Consider the following 1,059-nt stretch of genomic DNA (forward strand, 5'->3'; position numbering starts at 1 on the left):
TACAAATGGAGCCAGTTGGAGATCAACCAAGCGAGGCACATGCAGGACACCTTCGAGGAGATCCTGGTCAACATGGGCGGTGAGCCCTTGGGGGACAAACCTGGCAAGGACACCAACTACGGACTGCACAATCCTGGACGGATCATCCATGAGGTGGGGACCACCCGGATGGGCAATGACCCGAGGACCTCTGTGACCAACAAGTACCAACAACTGCACGATGTGGACAACGTGTTCATCGTGGACGCCGGGCCCTTTGTGTCGCAGGCTGACAAGAACTGTACGTGGACTATATTGGCGCTCTCGATGAGGGCCTCGGAGTACATCGTGGAGCAACTCAAACAACAAAACATATAGGGAGATGGACAGAAGAAAGAGCTTAAAATCGATAGTACTGGGCTCTGTGGCCGGCGGACTGGCGGTGCACGGGTGCCGTCCCTCGACGGAAGGGGCGGAACTGGTGGAGGCGCCGAAGATCACCTACCCGGGGCGGGTGCCACAGGAGACCGAACAGATCGAGGAACTAAAGGACGAACAGTTCCTCAACCCGCACGAAGTGGAGACATTGACCGTGCTCTGCGACCTTATATTGCCCCCTTCGGATGAGTACAAAGGGGCATCGGACGCCGATGTGGTGGACTTCATCGAGTTCATGGCCAAGGACGTGGAGACTTTGCAGCCCGACATCCGAGGGGGCATCATGTGGCTGGACCACAAGGGCAACACGGAGTACGGCGTGGAGTTCAAAAAGGCGGCGGAGGAACAGCAAAAGGCCATTTTGGACGAGATCGCCTATTACGACCCGGAGGTCCCGGGCAACGAGCGCCCCTTCGAGGTGAACTTCTTCTCTTTGATAAGGAACCTGACCATGACGGGCTTTTATACGAGCAAGATCGGGATCGAGGAGATCGGTTACAAGGGGAACCAGCCCAATGTATGGGACGGTGTCCCGGAGGATGTGCTGGAACAGCACGGGGTATCGTACGACGAGGAATGGCTCGCCAAATGTGTGGACCAGAGCAAGCGGGGCATCATCGCCGAATGGGACGAGGATGGAAA

General features: G+C 56.9%; 2 protein-coding genes. Both read left to right on the forward strand.

The window, feature by feature from the left end; all coding sequences use genetic code 11:
* A partial coding sequence (locus VM932_RS16660) for a GMC oxidoreductase (RefSeq protein ID WP_326280421.1) occupies positions 1-357 on the forward strand: 357 nt, incomplete at its 5' end.
* A 4-nt stretch (positions 358-361) separates the two neighbouring features.
* On the forward strand, positions 362-1,059 hold a 698-nt coding region (locus VM932_RS16665), incomplete at its 3' end, for a gluconate 2-dehydrogenase subunit 3 family protein (protein ID WP_326280423.1).

Origin of the sequence: Flagellimonas halotolerans (assembly GCF_035818535.1) — a bacterium.
Lineage (GTDB): Bacteria > Bacteroidota > Bacteroidia > Flavobacteriales > Flavobacteriaceae > Flagellimonas > Flagellimonas halotolerans.